This is a genomic window from Actinoplanes sp. NPDC026619, assembly GCF_040638295.1.
GTDB lineage: Bacteria > Actinomycetota > Actinomycetes > Mycobacteriales > Micromonosporaceae > Actinoplanes.
The window spans coordinates 223,357-246,983 of the sequence record NZ_JBEZYA010000016.1; the positions used below are offsets into that span (position 1 = coordinate 223,357).

General features: G+C 70.5%; 19 protein-coding genes. 10 read left to right on the top strand and 9 right to left on the bottom strand.

Features of this window, described 5'->3' with window-relative positions; translation table 11 throughout:
* Positions 1-45: 45 nt before the first annotated feature.
* Both AB0E90_RS31455 and AB0E90_RS31460 read right to left on the bottom strand, forming a co-directional pair.
* On the bottom strand, positions 46-903 hold the full coding sequence (locus AB0E90_RS31455; protein ID WP_360413941.1) for a PIN domain-containing protein: 858 nt from the start codon (positions 901-903) through the stop codon (positions 46-48).
* On the bottom strand, positions 903-4,685 hold the full coding sequence (locus AB0E90_RS31460; RefSeq protein WP_360413944.1) for a HEAT repeat domain-containing protein: 3,783 nt from the start codon (positions 4,683-4,685) through the stop codon (positions 903-905). Before AB0E90_RS31460 ends, AB0E90_RS31455 begins: the two co-directional genes overlap by 1 nt.
* Positions 4,686-4,963: 278 nt before the next feature.
* Between AB0E90_RS31460 and AB0E90_RS31465 the strand changes: the two genes are divergently transcribed.
* From AB0E90_RS31465 to AB0E90_RS31475, 3 genes are all read left to right on the top strand, one after another.
* Complete coding sequence (locus AB0E90_RS31465) at positions 4,964-6,811, top strand: adenylyl cyclase (RefSeq protein ID WP_360413947.1); 1,848 nt, start codon at positions 4,964-4,966, stop codon at positions 6,809-6,811.
* Positions 6,812-6,862: 51 nt separating this feature from the next.
* Positions 6,863-7,351, top strand: coding sequence for a MarR family transcriptional regulator (locus tag AB0E90_RS31470; protein WP_360413950.1), 489 nt, complete (start codon positions 6,863-6,865; stop codon positions 7,349-7,351).
* 77 nt (positions 7,352-7,428) lie between these two features.
* The gene (locus AB0E90_RS31475) at positions 7,429-8,058 is read left to right on the top strand and encodes a putative glycolipid-binding domain-containing protein (protein ID WP_360413953.1); all 630 of its coding nucleotides are present in this window, start codon (positions 7,429-7,431) and stop codon (positions 8,056-8,058) included.
* Here the strand turns inward: AB0E90_RS31475 and rho are convergent.
* Positions 8,055-9,206 (bottom strand): transcription termination factor Rho, encoded by a 1,152-nt coding sequence (rho, locus tag AB0E90_RS31480; RefSeq protein ID WP_360413956.1) that lies wholly within the window; start codon positions 9,204-9,206, stop codon positions 8,055-8,057. The two genes, AB0E90_RS31475 and rho, sit on opposite strands and share 4 nt — an antisense overlap.
* Before the next feature lie 258 nt (positions 9,207-9,464).
* Between rho and AB0E90_RS31485 the strand changes: the two genes are divergently transcribed.
* Both AB0E90_RS31485 and AB0E90_RS31490 read left to right on the top strand, forming a co-directional pair.
* The gene (locus tag AB0E90_RS31485; protein ID WP_360413959.1) at positions 9,465-10,325 is read left to right on the top strand and encodes a hypothetical protein; all 861 of its coding nucleotides are present in this window, start codon (positions 9,465-9,467) and stop codon (positions 10,323-10,325) included.
* Positions 10,322-12,079 carry a hypothetical protein gene (locus AB0E90_RS31490; protein ID WP_360413962.1) on the top strand — a complete coding sequence of 586 codons (1,758 nt, stop codon included), beginning with the start codon at positions 10,322-10,324 and terminating at the stop codon, positions 12,077-12,079. Before AB0E90_RS31485 ends, AB0E90_RS31490 begins: the two co-directional genes overlap by 4 nt.
* A gap of 276 nt (positions 12,080-12,355) precedes the next feature.
* Here the strand turns inward: AB0E90_RS31490 and AB0E90_RS31495 are convergent, their stop codons facing one another.
* The 6 genes from AB0E90_RS31495 to AB0E90_RS31520 are packed head-to-tail and all read right to left on the bottom strand — an operon-like array spanning position 12,356 to position 17,370.
* On the bottom strand, positions 12,356-12,844 hold the full coding sequence (locus tag AB0E90_RS31495; protein WP_360413965.1) for an N-acetyltransferase: 489 nt from the start codon (positions 12,842-12,844) through the stop codon (positions 12,356-12,358).
* Between the two features lie 26 nt (positions 12,845-12,870).
* Positions 12,871-13,314 carry a hypothetical protein gene (locus tag AB0E90_RS31500; RefSeq protein WP_360413968.1) on the bottom strand — a complete coding sequence of 148 codons (444 nt, stop codon included), beginning with the start codon at positions 13,312-13,314 and terminating at the stop codon, positions 12,871-12,873.
* 6 nt (positions 13,315-13,320) lie between these two features.
* Entirely contained in the window at positions 13,321-14,076 is a 756-nt protein-coding gene (locus tag AB0E90_RS31505; protein ID WP_360413971.1) for a 5'/3'-nucleotidase SurE, read from the bottom strand.
* A gap of 9 nt (positions 14,077-14,085) precedes the next feature.
* On the bottom strand, positions 14,086-15,279 hold the full coding sequence (locus AB0E90_RS31510) for a glycoside hydrolase family 27 protein (protein WP_360413974.1): 1,194 nt from the start codon (positions 15,277-15,279) through the stop codon (positions 14,086-14,088).
* A 35-nt stretch (positions 15,280-15,314) separates the two neighbouring features.
* Entirely contained in the window at positions 15,315-16,430 is a 1,116-nt protein-coding gene (locus AB0E90_RS31515; protein WP_360413977.1) for a glycosyltransferase, read from the bottom strand.
* Complete coding sequence (locus AB0E90_RS31520; protein ID WP_360413980.1) at positions 16,420-17,370, bottom strand: glycosyltransferase family 2 protein; 951 nt, start codon at positions 17,368-17,370, stop codon at positions 16,420-16,422. The genes AB0E90_RS31515 and AB0E90_RS31520 overlap by 11 nt, the downstream gene beginning before the upstream one ends.
* A 210-nt stretch (positions 17,371-17,580) precedes the next feature.
* Between AB0E90_RS31520 and AB0E90_RS31525 the strand changes: the two genes are divergently transcribed.
* The 5 genes from AB0E90_RS31525 to AB0E90_RS31545 all read left to right on the top strand — a co-directional run bounded on the left by AB0E90_RS31525 (position 17,581) and on the right by AB0E90_RS31545 (position 23,533).
* Positions 17,581-18,738: an LCP family protein gene (locus AB0E90_RS31525; protein WP_360413983.1), complete on the top strand. Its 1,158-nt coding sequence runs from the start codon at positions 17,581-17,583 to the stop codon at positions 18,736-18,738.
* Positions 18,739-18,848: 110 nt separating this feature from the next.
* Entirely contained in the window at positions 18,849-19,703 is an 855-nt protein-coding gene (locus tag AB0E90_RS31530; RefSeq protein ID WP_360413986.1) for an MEDS domain-containing protein, read from the top strand.
* The gene (locus tag AB0E90_RS31535) at positions 19,700-20,677 is read left to right on the top strand and encodes a sensor histidine kinase (RefSeq protein ID WP_360413989.1); all 978 of its coding nucleotides are present in this window, start codon (positions 19,700-19,702) and stop codon (positions 20,675-20,677) included. The genes AB0E90_RS31530 and AB0E90_RS31535 overlap by 4 nt, the downstream gene beginning before the upstream one ends.
* A gap of 19 nt (positions 20,678-20,696) precedes the next feature.
* Entirely contained in the window at positions 20,697-22,262 is a 1,566-nt protein-coding gene (locus AB0E90_RS31540) for a GGDEF domain-containing protein (protein ID WP_360413992.1), read from the top strand.
* 323 nt (positions 22,263-22,585) lie between these two features.
* Entirely contained in the window at positions 22,586-23,533 is a 948-nt protein-coding gene (locus AB0E90_RS31545) for a helix-turn-helix domain-containing protein (RefSeq protein ID WP_360413995.1), read from the top strand.
* The last annotated feature ends 94 nt before the right edge of the window (positions 23,534-23,627 follow it).

The window sequence follows — 23,627 nt, forward strand, 5'->3', positions numbered from 1 at the left end:
TCTTCAGCGCGCGGCTTGACTTCTTCACCGACGAAATGGCCGCGATCAACGCCGGGGCTCGGGGATGGCGAATTCCTGATGCACGTCCGCCTGGCCCAGCTTGACGACCGGTAATCCGTTCTGCCGGGCGGTGAAGGCCATGCCGGTGTCGAACGTGATGAGCGCGACGGGCCGGCCCGACCAGCTCTGGACGGTGAGCGCCTGGCTGATGATCTCGTCGTCGGCGCGGTCGAGCGGCCGATGGTCGAGCGCGCCGATGATGACGCGCAGGCGAGCGGATCCGGCGCCGGCCAACTCGGGGCGTTCGGTTTCGATGAGCTTTCCGTCGAACAGCGTGTCGATCCTGCTCAGCGAATAGCCGGCCCGGAAGCGCTTCTGCTTGTGCCCGGCGGTCTTCTGCCGGTCCAGCTCGCGCAGGATGATGATCGGCACGACGACCGTGACCGGGCCGTCGGTGTTCAGGAGCGCGGGCCACGCGATCTCGTCGAATTTCTCGCGGTGGTGCAGGAAGACGTTGGTGTCCGGCAGGACGAGCGTGCCGGCCGCTGACCAGCTGTCGTGCTCGCGGCGCAGCTCGGCCGCCGCGAGCGACAGCTCGGCGTGCCGCTCCTCGATCTCCGCCGACGTGAGCAGGCGCAGATGTGGCGCTTCCGGTTCGCCGCGCAGGCCGGCCCCGATGGTCTGCAGCATCGCGTGCCGTGGGGTGAGGATCAGGTCGGCGAGGTGTGGTGTCGCGACCATCGATCGCAGGGCCCTCGCCTGCTCGACCGCCCACCGGCTGTAATCGAGGAAGAAGTCCGCGTCGGTGCCGTGGGCCCGGATCGCGGACAGGGCCCGGTCGGCCTCGGCCAGGGCCCGGCCGGCTGCTTCCGCCTCGGCGCCGGTGGTGAGTCGCACTGCCATCAGGTCGCCGGCTGCCAGGCCGCGATGGCGTTGGTGAGCCCTTCGCGGACGTGCAGCCGCTCGCCCTCGGACAGTTGGTGGTAGTGCCGGGTGGCCAGCACACCTGCGATCCGGATCAGGTCGTGGAGCATCTCCGGTGGCAGGCCGTCCAGGCAGTCGACGAGCGTCACCAGATCTTCGGGGTACGGACGATCGAGCAGCGTGTTGTAGGCCGCGATCCGGGTCTTCCGTGCTCCCTCCCGGCGCATTCTCACCAGGAAATCGACGGTGCCCGGCGCGCGGCACCGCCGCAGCGCCGACACCACCTCCCGTCCTCGGTAGCCGTCGTGCATCTCGGCCCCGGCCGCGAGTTCGGCGAGTACGGCTTCCGGCTCGTCCTCGCCGAGGACGCGTGCTGCGGCAACATGGATCGGCGGCCCGAAATGGACGAAGAGGCGGTCGGGTCGGGTGTCGTCCGGCTCGGCCGCCGGCTCCGTGCGGCTTCGCAGACACGCGAGCAGAGCGTCCCGGACACCCGGTTCATCCCGGCCTCGCAGCGCCATGATGGCCGGCACAGCCACACCTGGCTGGTCCCGTGGCTCTCGAATACGCTCGAGGAGCCCGGCGACGAGCCGCACGTCGCCCCGCCCGGCACAGGCATCGGCGGACAGCCGCCGCACCTGAGGGCTCGCGTCCCGTAAACCCGAGATCAGGACGTCATGCAGGTTTGCCGGCTCCCGTTCGATGACCACCTCGATGGCTGCCGCGCGAATATCATCGTCCGAGTGGGCCAGCAGCTCGGTGACCTTGCTCAGCAGGCCGTCGTCCCGCCGGCCGTGGGCGGCTTCCAGCGCCGCGAGGACTGTTTCCCGGTCGCCGGAGTCAAGGAGCCGGGTCAGCTCCTCGCCGATTCCGTCGGGTCGCATCGCGCGCAGAGCCCGGGACGCCTTCCACCGCGGCGAGTGATCCGGATTCGCCAGGCGCAGGAGCAACTCCCGGATCAGGGTGCCGGTCGGCGCCGCCGGCCCGGAGGGGTCGCCGTAGTGGTTGAAGCCGTCATTCCGGTCGATGACCTGCCGAAGGTATGCCGCGGTGAATCCGGGGGCTTGCGACCCGGCCCGGTCCAGGGCGGCGCGCGCTGCCTGCGCGTCGGTGTCCCCGCGACGCCCGTGGGGTCCGTTCCAGATGATCATGTCGGCGCCCGCTGCGGACTTGTCCATGTAGGCGCTCAGCCGCTGGAGAAGGGTGGCCTCGGTGTGCTGATCCAACGGGCCGTCCAGGGACTCCGCCGCGGCGGCGAATATGTCCGGGTCCTGGTCCGCCAGCCCGGTGCGGATAAGCGGCGAGGCAGCGGCTCCAGCGCCCTTGAGAACGGGAAATGCGGCGATGCGGATGGCTGTGGGCTGATCCGCGGTCAGATAAGGGGTGACCGCCTCGATCCGCCGGGCCTCCGGCAGTGCGACGAGCGCGTCGACGCAGGCCCGGCTCACCAGATGGCGGTCGGTGCAGATCTCGGCCAGCAGCGCGTCCACGACAGCGATGGCAGGCCTGCCCGCCAGCGCCTTGGCGGCCTCCTCCGCAACCTGGTCTTCCTCGTCGTGAAGGCGAGCGATCAGGTGTGCGCTGGGGTCGGGCCAGTCGACGCCCGCAAGGCTCCGGACGGCGGCGAGACGCACCGAGGCGTCGTCTGCCTCGGTCAGGGGCAACAACACCCGCACGGCAGCAGGCGCCGGCACCGGCACGGAACGCAGCGCGGCGACGGCGTACCACCGCAGATCGGGATGCCGCAGCGTCGCGGCCAGGGTGTGCTGAAACGCCTGTCGTGCGTCCGGGGTGAGCAGGTCGTCGGATCCGGGGTGCTCGGAGATCACCCGCATCGCCATCAGCCAGGCCTGCCGGAAGGCATCGGCGCCGACGTCGCTGAGCTGGGCCACCAGCCGGCGGGCCGGGCCGGTCTCGAGGCGGCCACCGAGCATCGAGATCACCTGGAGCCACTCCGGGTCGAACCAGAGATGGCTTTCGACGACCGCCCAGCGGCGCTGCTCGCTGAGATCGGCCAGATGGCGGGCGACGAGGTACTCGGCGAAGGTGCGGTGCACGAACAGGTAACGCGCCTTCCGGCCTCCGGACCAGTCACCTTCCGGGACGATCAGACCGAGGTCCCCCGAGAGCTGCTCGATCAGCTGATCGGCGCTGCCTGCCAGATGCTGGAACGTCGGCTGGCCCGCGACGGCCCGGGCCAGCGCGTCGCGGGGCATCAGATCGACCCAGCCGGTGTCCCGGTGCGCGAAGTGAAAGGCGACCCCGGCGATCAGTTCCAGCAAGGCGACGTTGTCGCGGCCGGATCGGTCGGAGCCGCGGTGCGGCCGTTCGAGGAACCACAGAAGCATTCGTTCGTACGTGGCGGCACGTGTCCGTGGAATTTCCTCCCCGCTGCCGGCCAGTGCGCAGAGCAGGGCGAGCAGCAGCGGAATTCTGGCCATGCCCGACACCGCCGGGTCGGCGAGAGCGGTCCGCAGCCGGCCTTCGGCGGGAGCTTCCAGTCCCCAGGCGCTCACATATGCGCCGACCTGGCTCTCGGTGAGTGAGAGGAGCTCGATCTCGGTGACATCGCCCGAATCGATGCCGGTGTACCCCGCGATTCTGCTGGTCACCAGCCACCGCCGAGCACCCGCCCGCCGGGACCAGTCGGCCAGGGCGGCGCGGACGGTGCGGCGCGCGTCGTTGTCGGGCACCTCGTCGAGTCCGTCGACCAGCAGATGGACTCCGCCGGCGTCCACCTGTTCGGCGAACCGCGCCCGGGACCGTTCGGCGAACTGGTCCTTGCCGGTGAAGTACCGGGCCACGACGTCCCCGATGGAGCGACCGGACGCCTCTGCCAGCCGGTCGGCCCGGATGGGCACCGGGACGATCACCTCCCGGTCCTCTCGGAGGGCGTCGAGAGCCTCGCGGGCCAGACGGATGGTCTCGTTCCGTACCAGCCACGATTTGCCCAGCCCGGGGTCGGAGAGCACGACGACCCGGCGGGCGGATCTGCGCAACTCCGTCCACGACTGCTCCGGCGGCGGATCGGCCGCGGCCAGGCCGGCGAACTCCACCGGCGGCAGATAAGCGCGGTCGCCCTGCTGGTCGGAGCTCCGGTCGGAGACGCGCGACTTCTGCCGGACCCGGACACGCTGGTCGAGGTGCGCGGCCCGGTCCCGTGGAACGAACTCCGGAAGGCCGCTGCGGGCGTCGTCCAGGATGGCGTGCAGGTAATCCGAGATGTCCTGGCGGTAGTCACGCGGGCCGCTCGGCTCGGGCCGGGATTCCCGGTGCTCGGCGCGCTGGGCGAGGAGTAGCTGAGTCAGTTCACGCAGTTCCGGCTGTGTGTGAGCGCCACGCATCAGCTCCTGCCGCAACCGGTCCGGGAACGCGTGCGCGAACTCCTCGACCGAGACGGTCTGTTCCAGCGTGTTCACGTCGCCGCCGGCATCCTCCAGCGCGGCGCGGAGGATCAGCTCGAACTGCCGCTGATTGCCGGCCGACGGCGCGGCGATCACCGAGATCAGCTGTGCGACTACGTCCGGCGTGAACGCAGGCGTCCACTGCTCGGCCACGGCGTCGATCCAGTCGTCCGTCGCCGGCAGACCTGGACGCCGCGCGCCGGCGAACGCGTGCGACGACGACCGGGCGACCACGGCGCTGAGAGCCCGGCGCTCCGGGTCTTGCTGGTAGTGCCGGTGCACGCCCATGGCAGCGATCGCATCGGCGACGGCATTGCCGAGCGCGCCAAGAGCAACGGATATGAGTATGTCCGACACTCTCAGCAACGTAGTGGGTGGCAGGGCGCGGATCCAGCGTCTACATCCTCCCGGGCGCCGCCGGCATCGACGGTTCGATCGTTTGCGCAGCGCAACTCGGCCACGGCGGTCGCCGGTACCGGTACCGGCGTTCGTTCGGGCAGTTCCTGGTGCGGAACCGGGCCGAGATGTCCGGAGCCGCCGCGTATGCCGGTCTCGGCGACGTTGACATCAACGAGCTTCTGTTGCCATCTGTGATCGCGTCTGTTGCAAACCCTTTACGGAAGGACCCCTCCAGCATGAGAAAGTTCGGGCGGATCTTCGCCATCGGCTTGGCGGTGGTTGCCGCCGGCGCGCTGACCGGCACCGCCGCCCACGCCAACCCCACCACCAAGGCGGTTCCCACGCCTGCCCTCGGCAGCAACGTGACCATTTTCGACCCGAGCATGCCGGTCGAGCAGATCCAGGCCAAGCTCGACGCGACCTGGACCAAGCAGGTCGACAACGAGATGGGCGCCGATCGCTACGCCTTCTACTTCAAGCCCGGCACGTACGGCACGGACGCCAAGCCGCTGCAGTTCAAGGTCGGGTATTACACCGAGATCGCCGGTCTGGGCGCGTCCCCGAACGATGTCGTGATCAACGGCAAGATCGAGGTCTACAACCGTTGCCTCGCCGACGGTGGCACCACCAACTGCCTGGCGCTGGTCAACTTCTGGCGGACCCTGTCGAACCTGTCGCTCAAGGTGAACAGCAGCGGTCAGGACGGCTGCCGCGGTGGCACCAACTTCTGGGCGGTGTCCCAGGCGGTGTCGCTGCGCCGGCTCAACGTGACCGGTGGCAACTTCTCCCTGATGGACTACTGCTCGGCCGGACCGCAGTACGCCAGTGGCGGCTTCATCGCCGACTCCCAGTTCCCGACCGTGATCAACGGCTCGCAGCAGCAGTGGCTGACCCGCAACAGCAAAGTCACCAGCTGGAGCAACGCGGTGTGGAACCAGGTGTTCTCCGGTGTCGAGGGCGCACCCGACGAGTCGGTGTTCCCGGGCACGCCGTACACCACCCTGGCAGCGACCCCGGTCAGCCGGGAGAAGCCGTACCTGTTCATCGACGCCAACGGCAAGTGGAACGTGCGGGTTCCGTCGGCGCAGAAGAACAGTGTCGGTGTCAGCTGGGCGAACGGGCTCACCCCCGGCAAGACGCTCCCGCTGAGCGACTTCTACGTCGCGAAGCCGTCCGACCCGGAGTGGCTGATCCAGGCGAACCTGCTGCTGGGTAAGAACCTGCTTTTGAGCCCTGGGATCTACCACATCAGCCAGGGCCTGAACGTGCTCTGGCCGAACCAGGTCGTGCTCGGCACCGGCCACGCGACGCTGACCGCCGTGAACGGCTCCACCCCGATCAAGGTGGCCGACGTTCCCGGCGCGATCATCGCGGGCGTCACCATCGACGCCGGCCTCAAGGAGTCGAAGACACTGCTGCAGGTCGGTAACAAGAACGGCCTGAACTTCAGCTCGGCGGCCAACCCGACGACGCTCTCCGACGTGTACTTCCGCGTCGGCGGCCCGCACATCGGCAAGACCGACACCGCGCTCGAGGTGAACAGCGACAACGTCCTCATCGACCACACCTGGGTGTGGCGCGCCGACCACGGCGTCGAGGGCTTCACCGGCGGTGACACCGAGCGGTGGAAGACCAACACCGGTCGCTACGGCGCCGTCATCAACGGCGACAACGTGACCGCGACGGGCCTGTTCGTCGAGCACTTCCAGAAGTACAACACCCTCTGGAACGGCAACGGCGGCACCACCGTGCTCTACCAGAACGAACTGCCCTACGACCCGCCGACGCAGGCCGACTGGAAGAACGGCAGCGAGAACGGATACCCCGGCTACAAGGTCAACGACAAGGTCAAGACCCACAAGTTGTACGGCGCCGGAGTGTACGTCTTCAACCAGAACAACCCGTCCATTCACACCGAGAACGGTTTCGAGGTCCCGAACCGTCCCGGCGTGCAGCTGCACCACATCATGACCGTCAACCTGTCGGCCGGCACCATCGACCACGTCGTCAACGGCGTGGGCGGCCCGGCTGAGACAACCGCGACCGGCACGCCGGTGTTCATCACCGACTACCCGGCGCCGTAACACCGATGGGGCCGGGGCCTGCAAGGGTCCCGGCCCTGCAATGATGCATTTGTGCAAACGCTGCCCGATCGCGAGCCCGCCGTCCAGGCGCTGATGCTCGCCAGCCGGGCCCTCGTCGGGCTGACCGTGCGGGCGCTCGCCGACCTCGAGGTCGACGTGACGATCCCGCAGTTCCGCGCCCTGGTCGTGCTGTCCAACCGCGGCTCGATGCGCGGCGCCGACATCGCCGACGAGCTCAACGTCAACCCGTCCACCGGCACCCGGATGACCGACCGCCTGGTCGGCAAGGGCCTCGTCCGGCGGGTGCGCTCGACCGACGACCGCCGCGTGGTGCAGCTGCGCCTGACCAAGGCGGGCCGCGACGTGGTCGAGGACGTGATGACAAAACGGCGCGCCGAGCTGGAACGCATCGTCACCGAGACGGCCTCGTTGTGGCAGCCCGCGGTCACCGAGGCACTCACCGCGTTCGCGACCGCGGCAGGCGAGATGCCCGAGCAGGAGTGGTGGCTGGGCTGGGCCCGGAGCGCCGAAGAGAGTTAGCAACTCGGCTACCCCGCGGCAATCGTTGCATGGTGCAATGATGGAACACCCCATCACCGACACCGAGGCGAGCTGAGATGACCCTCCGAACCGCGTCCACCCAGCGCCGGGTGACGTCCTCGCGCGCGCACGGCCCTCTTGTCTGGCAGCGCACCGGCACGATCGGCACCGAACTGGTGCTGCGTGACGACGCCGCGCCCGGTGTGGTGACCGGTTCGGCGGTGGTGGCCGGCCAGATGCCGTACTCCGCTCGCTGGCACGCCGACCTCGACGGCTCCTGGCGTGTCCGGGCTCTGACGATCACCTGCGAGGGCAGTGGCTGGCGCCGCAATCTGGCGCTCTCCCGCACGCCCGACGGTCAGTGGACGTGTGGCGCCGAGCAGTCCGGTGAGGTGGATGCCCCGCCGCCCGGCATCGACGACGCGGCGCGCATCGACGACACGGGTCTGCTGCTGGTCACCGACTCGCCGATCTTCCTGACCTGGGCGCTGCGCGCGTTGCGGCTGGAGCCGTCGTCCAAACCGGTCTCCGCGCCGACCGTGCGGGTGCGGATGCCGTGGCTGACGGTGGTGCCGGGCACGTCGGCGTTCCAGCGGGTCAGCGAGAACCGGCTACGGGTCACCGGCGACGGGCCGGCCAACTCCTACGACCTGGACGCCGAGGGCATCGTCACCTACCAGGCGGGTCGTCTGCGCATAACGCCCTAGAGGGAGAGGGCTACGCGACGGAGGAATTCGGCGTTCGAGCCGGTGGTGCGCAACTGCTCGAGCAACTGCCGCGTGGCGTTCGAGCCGGTCATCGCGCGGCGCACCTGGGCGAGCACGGCCAGTTCGGCCCGGCTCACCAGGGCTTCGTCGTGCCGGGTCCCACTCGATGCCACGTCGATCGCCGGGAAGGTGCGTGACTCGGCGAGCGTACGGTCGAGCTTCAGTTCGGCGTTGCCGGTGCTCTTGTACTCCTCGAAGATCACCGTGTCCATCTGCGAGCCGTTCTCGACCAGGGCGGTCGCGATGATGGTCAGCGAGCCGCCACCCTCGATGTTGCGGGCGGCGCCGAGGAACCGCTTGGGCGGGTAGAGCGCCCCGGCGTCGAGACCGCCGGAGAGCGTACGGCCATGGCCTTTCGCCGTGAGGTTGTAGGCCCGGCCCAGCCGGGTGATCGAGTCGAGCAGCACCACCACGTCCCGGCCCTGCTCGACCAGGCGCTTGGCCCGCTCGATGGCCAGCTCGGCGACGGCGGTGTGCTCCTGCGGCGGCCGGTCGAAGGTCGCGGCGATGACCTCGCCCTTGACCGTGCGCTGCATGTCGGTGACCTCCTCGGGCCGCTCGTCGATGAGGACGGCCATCAGGTGGATCTCCGGGTTGTTGCGGGCGATCGCCGCGGCGATCTGCTGCAGGATGATGGTCTTGCCGGCCTTGGGCGGCGCCACGACGAGGGCGCGCTGGCCCTTGCCGATCGGCATGACCAGGTCGATGACCCGGGTGGTCAGGATCTCCGGCGTGGTCTCCAGGCGCAGTCGTTCCTGCGGGTAGAGCGCGGTGAGCTCGTAGAAGTCGGGGCGGCGGCCCGGCTTGCCGCCGTTGATCGCCTCGACCTGCAGGGTGGCCGGCCGGCGGTTGCCGGCGACCTTGGCGAATCCGGTGATCCGGTCGCCGCGGCGCAGGCCGAGCTGGCGCACCTGCTGCATGGCGACCGGGATGTCGTCGGGGCCGGGAAGGTAGCCGTCGGCGCGTAACCAGGCGCGGTCGTCGACAATGTCGAGGAGCGCGTCGACCGCGACGTCGGCGGGTTCGACCGGCTGCTGCCGGCCTTTGGGTGTACGGGTTGTGGGTGTACGGGTAGCAACAACTGTCATTGAGGCGACTCCTCAGAAGGCCGGCTCTCGTGGTCCGGCTAGGGGAAACCGGCAGGCGTGGCCTGCTGGCTGAAGGAAACGAGTGCCGGGTCCAGGACTCTCGGCTTGGAGGGGATCGCGGGGGCCGGGGCCTCATCCGCTTTCCGATCTGGGCCAAAGGTAGCACCCTCGGCGTTCTGCGCAACAGCGACCCGCCCTCGGATGTTCCCGGCCACCCGCCGGACACGCGGTGTTTGCTTCGGTGATGTGGGATGGGGCGTGCATCATGCCAACCACTACTACGGGCATTCCCATGTCCTGGCGCGCTACTGCGGTCTCGACGACACCGACCCGCCGCGCCTGCAGGGCTACCTGCAGCACGGCTGGAACATCGGCGACGGCCTGGCCCCCGATCATGAGTACGCGCCGGGCGTGCCGTCGTTCCTCTGGTCGGAGCGCACCCGCCGGCGCGCCTGGTCGCTTGGCCGCCGCCAGGGTTACGTGGTCGGCGCCCCTTTCGCGTACTTGTTGACCATGGAGCCGCTGTCTGATTCCGATCAGCGCGAGGGCACGATCTGGTACCCGTTCCACGGCTGGGAGGGCCAGCACGTCGTCGGCGACCACGACGGGCTGATGGCGGAGATCCGTGAGGTGGAGGACGGCCCGGTCACGGTGTGTCTCTACTGGCAGGAGTTCCGGTCGGCGAAGCTGCGCCGCCGCTACGAGAGCGCCGGCTTCCGGGTCATCTGCCACGGCTACCGCGGCGGCTGGTGGAAGGACCTCGATCCCGGCTTCCTCTACCGGCAGCTCGCTGAGCTGCGCCGGCACCAGCGGGTGGCGTCGAACCGGCTGTGCAGCGCAGTCTTCTACGGCGCCCTGGCCGGATGCGAGCCGGCCGTCTACGGCGATCCGATGCACCTGGAGAACGAGAAGGCCGCGTTCGGCGGCCAGGCCCGCATCCTGCGCGAATGGGCCGAACTGCACGGCCCGCGCCCCGACCCGGCAACCGCTCGCCGGATCGCGACCGACGAGCTCGGCGCCGACCGCCTGCTCACCCCGGCCGAGCTGCGCCGCCTGCTCGGCTGGCCGATGCCCACGAGCGTCGCCGACGCCGAGCTGACCGGAGTGCTGACCCGATGATGCAGCTGATCGGCGGCGAGATGTCGGTCTGGTCCGACCTCGTCGGCGACCCCGCCGCCGACCCCGCCTTTCTCCCGTTGCTGGCCGCGACCACCGGCCGCACGCTGGTCGCCGGCCCGCACGCCCCACAGCTGATCGACGCGCTCCCGGCCGCCGAGATCACGCTGCTGGTGCGCGGCGTGCCTGACGCCGAACTGCTGACGGCCCGCCACGCGTCCCGCCCCGGCGTGACGGTGTGTTGCGGCAGCCTGGAGAAACTGACGGACTTTCCGGCGTACGACACGGTGGTCGCCCTGGACGGCCTGGACCGTCTCCTGACCACCGAGGCGCCCAGCCTGACCTGGGACGAAACCCTCACCCTCCTGCTGTCGTTCCTGGCCCCGCAGGCCCGCCTGCTGCTGCGCCTGGAAAACCTGTTCGGCCTGCACCGCCTCCTGGCCGTCCCCGGCGCCCCCACCGACACCGAGTGGTCGGCGGCCGGCGAAGGCGACCCCTCCCGCCCCACCGGCCCCGACGCGCTCCGGACCAGGCTCGCCGCCGCCGGCCTAACGGTGGTCCGCGACTACGCGGCCTATCCCGGCGCCCTGCTGGGCGGCGAGGTCCTGGCCGACCCGGCCCTGCACGGCTTCCTGGCGGCAACGCTGAACCTGCCACCGGCCCGCCTGCTGGCCGACCCGTCTCGCCTGATCACCGGCGCCCTGCACCACGGCCTCGCCGACGACCTCGCCCCGGCCTGGATCTTCCTGACCGGCCCCGGCCCCACCGGCCCGGCAGCCGTGCTGGCCGACCCCGGTTCCTCCGGCCCGGCGGCCGTGCTGGCCGACCCCGGTTCCTCCGGCCCGGCGGCCGTGCTGGCCGACCCCGGCCCCACCGGCCCGGCAGCCGTGCTGGCCGACCCCGGCTCCTCCGGCCCGGCGGCCGTGCTGGCCGACCCCGGTTCCTCCGGCCCGGCGGCCGTGCTGGCCGACCCCGGCCCCACCGGCCCGGCGGCCGTGCTGGCCGGCTCCGGCCCCTCCGGCCCGGCGGCCTCCGCGGGCGCGGACACGCCGGCCGTCCCGGCGGAGCCCGCTGCGGAGAGCGCGGCAGCGAGCCGGCCCGGCCGAGTCGGGTGGGTTGATGAGATCCGGCGCGATGGCGCGGGTCGCTGGGCGCGGGGTGAAGGCGTGCCGATCCCGAGTGGCCGCACGCTCGATGACCTGCTGATCTCGGCGTGCCAAAGGCGTGCGACGCCGGAGGTGCGCGGGCTGCTGACCGCCTGGCAGGACAGCCCGGCAGCGGGCGTCCCGGCCGCCCAGGTCGTGGTCGATGCCGACGGCAATCATCACGCCTTGGCCCCGGCCGGAAACCCGGTCGAGGCACTGCGCCGGCTCGCCGCCTCCATGATCGACGGTGGCTACGCCCACCTGTGGCCGTCCCCGGCCGACGAGGCCTCGCTGACCGCGCTGCTGGCCGGCATGACCGGCCGCGAGCTCGACCCGCGCGACGTGCCGCCCGGCCCGCGCGCCGGCGTGGAAACCGTCCGCGAGCTGACCATGGCCCGGGACCGCCTCGAGCGCGAACTGGCCGACGCCCGCGCCACGCACGAGTTCTACGAACGCCAGATCGCCTACCGCGACCACGAGCTGAAGCGGCTGCGCCAACTCAACGCGGTGCTCTCCGCAACCGTGCCCGGCAAAGCCGCGAACACCCTGGTCGGCGGCCTGAAAGCGGGCCGCCGAGCGGTCCGCGCGGTAGTCCGCCGCACCCGCGGCTGAGCGGTATTCCGCAGGACCGTTCCGCGTGGGCCGCGACGAGCACCCATGCCCGGTGCCGCCGCTTTGCTTTGCGCACCTATGCGCGCTGCTCTGCGCACCCATACGCGCCGCGCGTATGGGTGCGCAGAGCAAAGCGGCGATGGGGACTGCTGATCTGTCGGGCAGGCACCACGCTGACCAGTAAGAACGCGCTGGGTCGCCGCGCCGGGCCGGCTGAGGGGCTCGCATGGCATTCGTGCCCGGGGTCTGTTCGGGCCGTCGTCGGCCGCGATCTGTCTACTCGCGATTTCGACGAATTGTCGTCGGGGAGTCGCCCGAGCGGTACTGCACGATCTCGAACGGCCACGCCGCCAGCAGCCACCGACCCACCACGTCGGTCAGCGGACCGTCCAGGTCGGCGCGGGCGGCGGTTACCCACGACGACGCCGTCACCTCGCCCTCCGTGGTCGGAGACGGCTTGAAGTACACGCAACCCACCACATCGCCGGTGGCGGTCTCGATGGCCGAGAACGCGAAATCCACCCGTCGGGCTGACCGGTCCGCGTGGCTTTCCAGGTCTGACAGGTTCGCGGCGAGTGTCATCCCGTCGGCGGGCGGCCAGCCGCGTCCGAACCCCGGCGTCGACCGGATGTGTTCGATGCTCGACATCCAGGCCGCGTGATCCTTTTCGTTGTGCTGCGGCCCGAGCAACTCGAGCCGGAAACCATCGGCGACAAGCACGCCGGGCACCGCGAAGGAGTCGTCAACCAGCGGCCGAATCGTCATGACCCGAGCCTAGGGGCCATGCCGATTCAAGCTCCGGCGGCCCGTGACGGGAACAGCGCGATCTCGGCGGCCCACTGATCAGCTGCTCGAGCGAGATCGCCGTCGGAGAGATCCAGACCCAGCGTGTACACGCGGCCGAGGCCGGAGCCGGGCAACCACGGCGGCAACGACTCGTGTGAGAAGGAGACGTCGAGCCGGCCGGAGCGCGTCCGGAAAGCAATGTTGGGCTCGGTGAACAGGATTTCGTGCTCGCCGGGCGGGCGCCGAAGCCATCGGGCGAGATCCCCGGCCTCGGCGGTGGTCAGGCAGGGGTCGCGGAACGACCAGGTGCGCCGATCAGCGGTGGTGGCCTCCGCGGCGATGACGAGCCAGTCGTCCCATTCCTCCCATTCATCCGGCGCTTCGACGCCGAATTGGTAGCCAACCGGCCAGACCCGCAGCCAGGCACCGTCGTCAGAGCGGATCTCCATGGCTGCTCAGCGCGGGATGCGCTGGGTCGGGATCGAGATGTTCGGGGCTTCGGTCACCGGCTGGAGGGCGGTCAGGGTGGCGTAGCCCTGGGACAGGAGGGCCACGTCGCTGTTCTCCTCGGGCGGTTCGTCGCGTTCGAGGGTCAGGCGGGCGAAGTCCGCGCCGTGTTCGGCGACGGCCATGCGGACCTGACCGAAACTGGCCAGCGTGGCCCGGCGCAGCTCGGCGGCCGGGCGGTCGGGGACGTTGAGGTTCAGGACGGTGCGGTGCGGGGCGTCGGCCAGCCGGTCGAGCAGGTCAGCGGCCAGGTCGGCGGCGGTGGACCAGTGCAGGCGGGCGTCCTCGGTGACGGTGAACGTGTCGCCGGGCGCGATCACGTCGAGGGAGACGGCCAGGCCGCGAAAACCCTGGTTGGCGGCGGTGAGCGCGGCGCCGACCGTGCCGGAGTGCAGGACGCCGCGGCCGGTGTTGGCGCCGCGGTTGATGCCGGACAGCACGAGGTCCGGCGGTGGGCCGAAGACGCCGAGTGCGGCCAGGACCACGATGAACGCGGGGGAGGCGGCCACGGCGTACCCCAAGGGGTGGGTCCGGAAAGCTACCCGGCCGTCCTCGGTGACCGCGGTGAGGGCGGCGCTCATGCCGCTGGCCTCCTCGGCGGGCGCCGCGACGACCGTCTCGTAGCCGCGGTCGCGGACCGACGAGGCCAGCGCGCGGATGCCGGGCGCGTCCGCCCCGTCGTCGTTGGTGATGAGCACTCGCATCCGACGAAACTAATCGATCCGGTAGAGAACGGTGCCGTGCGCCGGGACGGTCGCCTCGATCGGGCCGGCCGACGACGTGGCCGCCCCGCTCCACAGGTCGGTCCGGGTGTGGTTGCCGGCGGCCACGCCGACCGCCGAGAGGTTGGTGGTGATGGTGGCGGGGGAGTCGGTCTCGTTGAACAGCGCGACCGCCACGTCGCCGCCGGACAGCGGCCGGGCCAGCACGTTCAAGCCGTCGGCGGCGGTGACCAGCGTGGCCGCGCGGCCGAGAGGGTCCTGGTCGACGGCGATGACGGCGGCGTTCGTCAGCAGCGCCAGGGTTTCCGGCGTCGCGGACACCAGGTCGGTGCCGGTGATCAGCGGCGCGGCCAGCATCGCCCACAGGCTGAGCTCGGTGCGGTCCTCGATCACCGTCATGCCGTTGCCGATCTGCAGCATGTCGGGGTCGTTCCAGCCGTGCGGCCCGGCCGAGGCGGAGAGCCCGACGGTCTGTTCGAAGATCGAGAGCATGCTGGTGTACGTCGTGGAGATGTCCCCGGTGGTGCGCCACAGGTTGCCGTAACCGGCGGCCCAGCTCGCCACGTTCTCGGTGCCCCAGCTGCAGATGCTGAAGACGATCGGGCGGCCGGTGGCCAGCAGCGCGTCCCGCATGACGGCGTAGCGGTCCTGAGCCGGCGCGGCCGTCCCGTCCGGGCAGCTGATCTGGTCGCAGCCCGGCCCGGCGTAGCAGTTGTCGTACTTCAGGTAGTCCACGCCCCAGGACGCGAGCATGGTGGCGTCCGCCCGCTCGTGGCCGAGGCTGCCGGGCAGGCCGCCGCAGGTCTTGAGCCCGGCGTCCTGGTAGACACCCAGCTTCAGCCCGCGGGCGTGCACATAGTCGGCGAGCGCCGCGATGCCGCTCGGAAAGCGGGCCGGGTCGGCGCGCAGGTTGCCGTCGGCGTCGCGGGTGGCGGCCATCCAGCCGTCGTCCAGGTTGACGAATTGGTACCCGGCGTCGCGCAGCCCGGTTGAGACCATCGCGTCGGCGGTCTGGCGGACCAGTTCTTCGGTGAAGTCCAGCCCGTACGCGTTGTAGTTGTTCCAGCCCATCGGCGGCGTCGCGGCCAGCCCGTTGTAGCCCCGCCGCAGCGAATCGCCCGTCACCGGATCGCCGGCCAGAAGGACAGTGAACAGGACACTGACAGCCAGGACGACATTCCGCACGCTCGACCCTCGCATGACGGCCTGTGCCGGACCTGTCAGCGACTCACCTCGTCGTAGAGGGACTCCAGCCGGCGGGTCTGGGTGACCAGGTCGAACTTGGCCTGCATGTAGGCGCGGGCCTGCGACCCGAGTTGTTCGCGCAGCGGCTCGTCGGCCAGCAGCCGGGCTATGTTGCCGGCCAGCGCGGGGCGGTCGCCCTCGGCGCTGAGCAGCCCGGTCTCGCCGTCGGTCACCGCCTCGGGGATGCCGCTGTGCCGGGTCGCCACCACCGGCAGGCCGAGCGCCGCGGCCTCCATGATGGTCGTCGGCAGGCCCTCGGTGTCGCCGTCGGCGGCGGTGCGCGAGGGGGCCGCGAACACCCGGGACGCCGTCACGACCTCGAGCACCTCGTGCGGTGTCCGGGAACCGAGGAATTGGGCATCCACGCCCAGCTCCCGCGCGTACGCAATCATGGCCGGAAGCAAAGGTCCCTCGCCGATCAAGATCGCCCGAGGTTTGGCGGCCCGGGGTTTGTCCTGGCCGAGTGAAGCGAGGGCAGCGAGCAGGTCGCCGGCGCCCTTCTTCTCGACGAAGCGCCCGACGAAGGCCACGTCCCACTGTTTCGGCGACGGCGGGACGGCGGCGGGGATCGGCACGCCGGTGTAGTGGACGCGGACCTTGGCGGGGTCGGCGCCCCAGCCGATCGCCTTGCTCTTGATCACGTCGGAGACCGCGATGATCGCCGCGGCGCGGTCGAAGACGGTGCGCAGGTTGCGGCGGTAGCGCAGGCCGTGCGCGCCGCCGCTGGCCGGCTGGCGGGTGACGTCGTGGCCGTGCACCGTGACGACCAGCGGAATGCCCAGCCGGGCCGCCTCGCCGCTGACCAGCCAGCCGTCGCCGCCGAAGTGCGCATGAACCAGATCAAAACCGGCGAGCAGGCGGCGGAGGCGGGGCGAGCTTCCGGTCAGGCGCAGGCGGAGGAAGGCGTTGCGGTCACTGCTTGCGGGGTACGCGATGAGGTCGCTGTCGCGGGACAGGGCCGAACTCTGTTTTGTCGCCCCGATATAGGTCGGCTTCCACCGGGACAGGGCGTCGCCCTGGTTGCGCACGAACGTCTCGGAGCCGCCGAGCATCGCGCTGCGCCAGATGGCGACCCGCGGGTCAGCGGGCATCGGCGCCGGCGCGGCGGCCGACGACCAGATCGCGCAGCCGGTGGCGGACGCTCGGCGGCAGCGACCAGATCTGCAGGAACGTCACGTAGTCGATGGCGCCGGGCCGGCCGTGGGTGCGGGCCTCGGACAGCAGTTCCCGGAAGACGTGGCCGCTGCGGGTGGGCGCGGCCATCGAGCTCAGCACGCTCATCGTGAACGCAGCATAGGCCCGCTTGGTGAACAGGGCCCGGTTGGCGCGCAGCCACTCGAGCTGCTCCTCCCACGGGTTCTGCAGGCTGATCCGGTCGCGGTCCTCGTCCTGGTGCCAGAGCACGAGCGCCTCGTCGGCGTAGAGCAGCTCGGTGTCCGCCTCCCGGATGGCCCGCAGCGTCCAGTCCAGCTCCTGCTGGCGGCGCAGCCCGACGGTGAACGGCACGCGCCGCAGCAGCTCGGTCGGCGCCATGATCGTCGAGGTCTGGATGAAGCCGTCGCCGTAGAACAGGCCGCGGCGCACGGTGAGGTATTCGCTGAGCGGTTCGCCGGGGGCGGGCAGCCGGCGTGGCATGACGCTGTCGGCGCGCGGCGTGCGGCTGATCATGCGGGTGGCGACGATCGGCGATGCCCGGGTGGCGGTCGCGGCCAGCTTCAGCTGCGTCTCGAGCTTGCCGGGCAGCCATTCGTCGTCGTCGTCGAGCAGCGCCGTCCAGGTGCCGCGGGCGGCCAGCGCGCCCTGGTTGCGGGCGTTCGGCGCCTTGCCCCGCTGGGGCAGCTCATGCACCCGCACCCGGTCGTCGCCGATCGACTCCAGGGTGCGGCGGGTGTCCGGGTCGGGGCCGTCGACGACCACGACCACCTCGAGGTTCGTGTGCGTCTGCGCGAGGGCGCTGCGCACGGCCCGGGCGGCCAGTTCCGGGCGGTTGAGCGTCGGGATGACGACGCTGACGTCCGGTTCAGTGGACATGAGGCGACCTGCTTAGCGGGGAGGGGAGCGCTGGCAGGTCGGACGTTAGGGGCACCCGGCGGCCAACCGGTTAACACGGGACGGACAGAAGGGGAAGTGAGGGAGTCTCAGGACCTTGACAGATCTTTCTCACCAAATTCTCACCGGGCAGAGGCATCTTTTGATGTCCCGGCGTCCGTCTTATAGGAGGAAGCCGCAGAGGAGATGGTCTTGAAGAGGAAAGTTCGCCGGCGGCGCAGCCCACGCTGGGCACGCCTATGTCTCGTGTTCGGCGCAGTGCTGACCGTGGTCGGCGGGGGATCGGTGGTGGCCCTTCAGGCGACCGTCGACGCCGCGACCAAGGCGGTCAGCCAGCAGAGCCTGATCGGTTCGGCCAAGACCACCGAAGAGGTCAAGCACGCGTCGATCACCGGGGCGAAGAACATCCTGCTCGTCGGCATCGACGCCCGTAAGGACGCGCTGCCCACGGCCGGCACCCGGTCCGACTCGATCATCCTGCTGCACATCCCGTCGGATCACGACTCCGGTTACATGATCTCGTTGCCCCGGGACAGCTATGTGCCGATCCCGGCCTACGACAACGGCAAGCAGTCCTTCGCCGGCGGCAAAAACAAGATCAACTCGGCGTTCTTCTTCGGCAGCCGCGGGCTGACCGGCGAGGCCGCTTTGTCGCACGGGTTCGAGCTGCTCTCCCTGACGATCAAGGAGCTGACCGGGATCACCCCGGACGCCGGCGCGATCATCGACTTCCAGGGCTTCAAAAATGTGGTCAACGTGCTCGGCAAGGTCTGTATGTATGTCGACGAGGACACCACCTCGATCCACATCGGCAAGGACAACAAGACCGGCAAGACCGCCGCGCCGTACGTGATCAACCCGGACGGCACGCTCAAGTCGAAGATCAAGGGCGTCACCGCGAACTTCTACGCCAAGGGCAACCACTGCTTCACGCCGACCGAGGCGCTCGACTTCGTCCGCCAGCGCGACCTGCTGGCCAACAACGACTTCGACTACGGCCGCCAGCGGCACCAGCAGCAGTTCTTCAAGGCGATCATCAACCAGGCGGTGAAGGACGGCCTCAACTCGCCGACCAAGCTGCCCGGCCTGATCACCGCGATCGGCAAGACGATGACGGTCGACACCGGCGGCATCTCGCTCGAGGACTGGGTCTTCGCGATGAAGGGCATCAACCCGAGCGACCTGATCACGATCAAGACGAACGAGGGCAAGTTCAACCCGGAGAAGGTCGCCGGCATCGGTGATGTCGAGATCCTCAGCGACGACAGCCTCGACCTCTTGAAGGCCGCGAAGAACGACACCGTGGCCACCTTCGCCGCCACCCACCCGACCTGGGTCTCGGCCACGTAGCGTGATCACCTCCCACTCCGCGAAATCTGTCACCCCCGCGGGGTAGCGCCGCCGCGCAGGGTCGTAGGTACGGTGTACCGCATCCCAGCGACCGTGTGGGAGGGAGAATCGTGGGCGGCCCTCCGCTCCTCGACCAGGTCACGCTCGGTGATCATGTGTGCTGGTCCGTGGACGACGACGTCATCCGGATGGAGACGATCGCCGGTTTCGTGCGGACCGGTCTGCGTAACCGCGAGCGCGTGCTCTACTGCGGCGACGACCCCGCAGCCGTGGTCGAGGGCCTCCGGCAGCGTGGTGTCGACACCGGCGCCGCGCTCGGCGCCGGTGATCTGAGCGTGGACACGCCCGAGGGCAGTTACCTGGCCTCGGGCGCCTTCGACCCGCACGCGACGATGCTCCTCTGGCGTTCCGAGGTGGCCCGGGCCCGGTCGGCGGGATACCGCGGCATCCGGCTGCTCGGCGACATGTCCTGGGCCAGCCGCCGGTTCCCGGGGTTCGAGCACCTGCCGTGGTACGAGGCGCAGATCAACATGATTTTCGCCGAGGGCTACGTCGCCGGAGTGTGTGCGTACGATCGGCGCCGTTTCGACCCGCTGCACCTGCGCCGGCTGCTCTGGGCGCACCCGGGCGCGGCCGGCTCGGAGATGCCGTTCGACCCCGACTCGTCGCTGCGCATGCGGCGGGTGCTCGACCCGTGGGGGCTGCGTCTGGAGGGCGAGGCCGACCTGTCGAACCGGGACGCGTTGCGCGCCGTCGCCGAGCACCTGTTCGACGACGGACCGGACGTCACGATCGACGTTTCCGAGCTGCGTTTCGCCGACATCGCGGCGGCCCGGGTGCTGGTCGCCGCGGCCGCGAGCGGCGCCGGCCGGGTCCGGTTGACCGGCTGTTCGCCCAGCCTGCTCCGGCTGCTGCGATTCCACGGCGCGGACGGTGTTCCGGCGCTCGTTGCGGAGGCCCGATGACCGACGGTCCGCTGGACCATCCAGGTCTCCTCTACCGCGACTCCGCCGGTCTCCTGGCGGCGATCGTGCCGTTCGTCCGGTCCGCGGTCGAGGCCGGCGACCCGGTCCTGGTCGCCGTGCCCGGCCACAACCTCGAGCTGCTGCGCCCCGTCCTGGAGGGCGCCGCCGGGCACGTCGACTTCGCCGACATGACGGTGACCGGCCGCAATCCGGGCCGGATCATCCCCGGGCTGCTGCTGCGGTTCGTCTCCGCCCACCCCGGCAAGCGGGTGGCGATCGTCGGCGAGCCGGTCTGGCCGGGCCGCACCACGGTCGAGTACCCGGCCTGCGCCGCCCACGAAGCCCTGATCAACACGGTGTTCGCCAACCGCGAGGCGTCCATCCTCTGCCCCTACGACACGTCCCTGCTCGCCGAGTCCGCGATCGCCGATGCGTGGCGTACCCACCCGGTCATGATCGACGCTGGGGTGCGGGTGCCGAGCCCGGCCTACGGCGATCCGATCGCGACCGCCGGCGACTTCAACGTGCCGCTCCCGCCGCCACCGGCGGACGCCGACGTCCTCAGCTACGAGCGGGTGCCCGATATGGCGGCGGTGCGAGACTTCGTCCGCCGGCACGCGGCGACGGTGCTGCCGGACGACCGGGTCGAGGAGATGGTGCTGGCCGCCCACGAGCTCGCGGCCAACACGGTCCGGCACGCCGCCGGCCCGGGCCGGATCGCCGCCTGGACCGAGCCGGGCCTGTTCGCCTGCCAGATCGAGGACGCCGGCCACATCACCGACCCGCTCGCCGGCCGCGTCCCGCCCGACCCGACACTGCCCAGCGGCCGCGGTCTGCTGCTGGTCAACCAGATCTGCGACCTGGTCCGCATTCACACCGGCCCCACCGGCACCACCATCCGCACCCACCTCTGGGCTCCCGGATCGGGCCTCTCGGCTCCCGGATCGGGCGGCGAATCCTCAGGCCGGGGGTAGCCCGGTCGATAGCGACCTTGTGATCCAGGCCAGGTCGGCAGCCCTACTCCGCATCCGCCGGGCGCTCTCGCTCGCGCTGCGCCATGACTCCGTCATGATCGCGGCCGTGCTGTGGGCGCTGGCCGGCGTCGCCGTGCTGTTCGCCCTGGCCGGCCAGGAGAACGGACAGGTGCGCACGTTCTGGGCGTTCCAGCCGCCGCTGGACGCGCTTCTGGCGTACTCGTCGTGGCGGGTCTGCCGGAAGGCGACCGGAGCGCTGCGGCGGTTCTGGCGGGTGCTGTTCGTCGCGGGCACGCTGTTCACCGTCGGCGACGCCACCCAGGCCGTCCTCGCGTTCCAGCGGCACGGCCAGTGGTCGACAGCCGGCGGCACGGTGCAGGGCGCCTGTTTCGCCGTCGGGATGGGCGCGGTCATCGTCGCGATGCTGCTGCACCCGCTGCCCGGCCAGTCCGGCCGGGAGAAGCTGGCGTTCTGGCTGGACTCCACCACCGTCCTGGTCGGTGGCGCCGTCGTCGCCTGGTGTTTCGCCGCCGGCCAGAGCAGCACCGACGACCTGGTCGGCACCCTGGCCGCCGGCGCGGTCATCCTCACCTCCGGCTTCGCCGCGGTGAAGCTCGTGCTCAGCGGCAACGCGCCGATGCACCGGGCGGCGGCCATCCCGATGGTGCTGTCGGCCGGTATCAACAGCGTCGGCTTCTTCCTGCCGTCCGCCGCCGACGGCCACGTGCCCGCGTACGTCTATGCCGTCCGGTTCTTCCCGTCGTTGTTGATAGCGCTGGGCCCGCGGATCCAGGAGATCGTGGTCCGGGTCGACGCGACCACCGCGTTCGGCTCACGCCGGCGGCGTCCCTACAGCCTGCTGCCGTACGGGTCGATCGCCGTCGCCTTCACCGCGGTGCTCGCCGCCCTCCCGCAGGACGCGAACACCAAGCTGTGGGGCGCCGTCTCCGGCCTCGGCCTGATCTTCGCCCTCGTGGTGCTGCGCCAGCTGGCCGCGTTCCACGACAACACCCGGCTGATCGAGCAACTCGACACCACCCTGGCCGAGCTGCGCGAGCACGAGGCCCGGCTGCGGCACCAGGCCCTGTTCGACGGCCTGACCGGCCTGGCCAACCGCACCCACTTCCACGAGGAGGTGACCACGGCGCTGGCCGATTGCACGCCGGGCACGACCTCGCTGGTGCTCATCGACCTGGACGGTTTCAAGGCGGTCAACGACACCCTAGGCCACGAGGCCGGCGACGCGCTGCTGGCCGGGGTGGCCGACCGGCTGCGCTCCTCGGTGCGCGACAACGACCTGGTGGCCCGCCTCGGCGGCGACGAGTTCGCGATGCTGCTGCGCGACTGCTCGGACGAGGACGCGGTGCTGACGTCGAAGCGGATCCTGGAGGCGCTCGAGGAGCCGATCCCGTACGGCGCCACCGCGGTGCGCGCGAACGCCAGCATCGGTTTCGCCTGCGCGAGCCCGGGCGACGAGGTCAGCAGCCTGCTGCGCGCCGCCGACCTGGCCATGTACGCCGCCAAGCACGACGGCAAGGGCACCTGGATGCGTTACCACGAGTCGATGCAGCCCACCGGCCGCTAGGGCGGAAAGCCGCCAGAGATCACCGCGCGGCGGGCGGCCACCCGCGTGTCGTGGCCGCCGCGCCGCGTGGCGGGGTCACCGCTGCCGGTAGGCGCGGATCGCCGGACCCGTCCACCTAAGGTCCCGCTCGGTGGACGGGAGCAGAGCCCAGATCGGCGTGCCGCCGTTGGCACATCGCTGCATAGGAATTCCTCTATATAAAGTCGGGTATGTCGACGATCGTGCACGTGCACGTGCTCGTGCAACGGATCGATTACGGCGGCTTCCGTTCCTGACGTAAATCCGCCAAACTGCGCCGGTAAATCCAACGGCGGAGGTGCGCGGTGCAGCCGGACGTGCTGGGCATGGGGGCGGCGGAGTCGGCCGCCTATCGCGCGCTCATCACCGTTCCGTCGGCCGGCCCGGACGAGTTCGCGTCGATGCTGCGGGTGCCCGCCGGGCAGGCGCGTGACCTGCTCACCGGGCTCGAGGCGGCCGGCCTCGCGGTGCGCAGCCTCGGCGACCCGGACCGTTTCGTGGCCACCCCGCCGGCCACCACCCTGCGCGACGCGTTGCGCCGCCGCCGCGAGGAGCTGCAGCGCGCCGAGTCGGAGCTCGGAGTGCTCGACGAGGTCTACCGGGCGGCCGCGCAGCGCCGGGGCGCGCCGGGCATCGTCGACGTGCTGCACGGCCTGGGCGAGGTGCGCGAGGCGTTCGGCCGGCTCCAGCTGGGCGCTCGCGACGAGGTGCTGTCGCTGGTGAAGGCGCCGATCGCGGTGATCAGCGCGGCGGAGAACGTCGAGGAGGACAGCGCGGTCGAGCGTGGCGTCCGTTACCGCGTGGTGTTCGAGCGCGCGATGCTCGACGAGGAGCCGGATGCGTTCGCTCGCATCGTCGCGGCCCGGGCCGCCGGTGAGGAGATCCGCATCGCCGACGCCGTACCCCTCAAGCTGTTGATTGTGGATCGTGAGCAGGCGTTCATGCCGTTGCACTCGGCCGGTCCGCCGGGCGCGCTCCTGGTCCATGAGAGTGGGCTGTTGCAGGCGCTTGTCGCGCTCTTCGAATCGGAGTGGCGGCGAGCGACCCCTGATGGTACGAAATCTCTGGATGAATTGGACTCCCGGATCGTCAGCCTCCTGATGACCGGGCTCACCGACGAGGCGGTGGCCGCCCATCTGGGCACATCGCTACGCACGGTCCAGCGAAGGGTGCGGCATCTGATGGAAAAGACCGGCGGCCGGACCCGTATGCAGCTCGGTTTTCACGTCGCCCGTCTCGGTTGGTTGGACTGACGAACACCGTCTGTTATCGATAACAATTTGGCCTCTGGCGAGGTCGGGCACGTTTGAGAAACAAGTTTCCTCAACATGTCGCGGACGTTGCCAG